The organism is Cellvibrio sp. ARAG 10.3 (assembly GCF_051846955.1).
Lineage (GTDB): Bacteria > Pseudomonadota > Gammaproteobacteria > Pseudomonadales > Cellvibrionaceae > Cellvibrio.
The window spans coordinates 1-2,119 of the sequence record NZ_JBPYCU010000024.1; the positions used below are offsets into that span (position 1 = coordinate 1).

The following is a 2,119-nucleotide window of genomic DNA, read 5'->3' on the forward strand; positions in this document are numbered from 1 at the left end:
ATGCGAGTTTGGCGTTAGGCCTGTTGTTTCGAAACCTTCAAGTCAGGGACGACTTGAAGGAGCTACAGGGATGTATTTATGCGTTTTCGAAACAACAGGCCTAATGACAAACGGACTACGAAGCACTGCTTTTTGGATGTTCGCTATTCGGAGGGATTGCGCGGGCAACCCCTCTCAGGTGCCACGATTATTCAGCCGCAAAGTGCTCTTCAATCTCGTAAACAGCAGTAGTACCGCTGACCTCATTACCAACGATCAGCAAAGGTGTGCCGTTGGGTGAGTCGGTGGCGCTGATAAACACCAGCCCTTCCGGCCCCAGGTCACCCGCTTCGGCCAATACTGTGCTCGGATCTTCGGTAGTCCAGTCTTCGCGGCTGTTCAGGTAGTCCATAAATACCGGCGCTTCCGGGTTGGAGATGTCGTACACCAGGATGCCGCCCATACGCTCAAGACCGACGAATACAAAGGTTTTGTCGCCCAGTTTGCCGATGGCCAGGCCTTCCGGTTCCGGGCCTTTGGCGTCGCTGCGGGAGTCCATGGCATCGCCTTCGTCGTGGCCGGTGTTGAAGTAGTCGGCGCAGGGGATATTGCGTGCTGAGCCGAGCATGCAGTCTTCACTGGCGAGGAATTGTTCGATCTGGTCCCCGGAATCCCACACTTGTTCGCCGTCGCCATTCCAGATGGAGAAGGAGCGGCCACCGTAAGAATAAAGCGCGTCATACATCAGGCGGTCGCCTGCCGGGTCTACTTCACCGCTGGTGTTGAACATGACCGGTGCGCCGGTTTCGTCGGTGCGGTAACCCATGGTCCAGGTGATGTTGAGGCGGCCAAGGATCTCGTCGTCACGGCAGTCGCCCGGGTTTCCGGCAATCGCGTTGCAGTAGGCAAAGGTGTCAGGGTTCAGCAAGGCGCCGGCTGCCAGTTCGCGCAGTTGTGGCGGCAGGTCATCACCGGCACGACGATCAAAACCGCTGCTGTGAACCAGGTGTTTAACGCGGAATTCTTCGACAAACCCTTTGGTTTTATCGCCGAGCCAGTAGGCGTCATTGTCTTCACCCCAGGCGCGGGCGTCGCCTTCGTTGGCGGTGACCAGATAGGTGGCGCCTTCAACATCGTAGGCAGCCATGGCATCGGGCAGGTAAAGGCCGCGCACACCGGCAAAGGTGTCGATATTGATCAGGCCGTCTTCATCATTGGTGTCCATGCCATTGCCGTCGACGCTGTGATCCTTAAAGCCCAGGGGCAGAATGTCGGTAACGGTGGCGGTTGCGATGTCGATCTTCGCCAGCGCATTGTTTTCCTGCAAGGTAGCCCAGGCGGTGCTGCTATCGGCGGAGATGGCGATGTATTCCGGCTCAAGATCCTGGGCCACAGTGGCATTGGGGCCATAGATGCGCACACCAGCAGCGCGTAATTCAGCAGCCTGATCATTGAAAGCGGTGAAACCGGCCTCGGCAACGACCGGATTCTCAATATCGGTCACATCAATCACGCTGATGGAACCTACGGGATCAATTTGGTAATCGTCGCTCGGTTCGCCTTCGTTGGCGACCAGCACGTAGTTGCCATCAGGGGTAAAGATGAGCATATCCGGCAGTGATCCCACGGAGACATGGCTGATTTCAGTCAGGTCGTCAGCGCGGTAAAAGGCTACATAACCCGGATCAGTTTTCACCGCTGCTTCAACGGCCAAGGCCACAATGCCGTCGCGCACAGCGACGCTATTAACCACCGCTCCAGCAGCGATATCGTTGGCATCCAGGGCACCCAAACTGACGGGCGTTGCCGGTGTGCTCATGTCCAACACTTCGGCTACGCCTTGTTGGGCATTGACGATAAAGGCGCGCTTGCTGGCCGGGTCATAGGCCGGGATTTCAGCGGCTGCTTCATCGAATTCACCGCTGCTGTAGCGGCCGAGATAATTGAGGGAGATTTTTTCCAGCACGGGTGCGCTAGCGCTGGAGCTGGAGCTGCTGGACTCGGAGCTGGAGCTGTTTGGTTCAGAACTTAAGCTGCTCGACACACTGGAAGAAGAGAGACTTGAACTGGAACTGGAACTGGAACTGGAACTGGAACTGGAACTGGAACTGGAACTGGAACTGGAACTGGAACTGGAACT

2 protein-coding genes are annotated in these 2,119 nt (G+C 56.8%); one reads left to right on the plus strand and one right to left on the minus strand.

From position 1 onward, the window contains the following. Nucleotides 1–187 precede the first annotated feature (187 nt). The gene (locus tag ACSV5M_RS19945; RefSeq protein WP_439178432.1) at nt 188–1,945 is read right to left on the minus strand and encodes a choice-of-anchor I family protein; all 1,758 of its coding nucleotides are present in this window, start codon (nt 1,943–1,945) and stop codon (nt 188–190) included. Here ACSV5M_RS19945 and ACSV5M_RS19950 point away from each other — a divergent pair. Next, the coding region (locus ACSV5M_RS19950; protein ID WP_439178433.1) for a hypothetical protein at nt 1,923–2,119 on the plus strand (197 nt) is incomplete at its 3' end. The two genes, ACSV5M_RS19945 and ACSV5M_RS19950, sit on opposite strands and share 23 nt — an antisense overlap.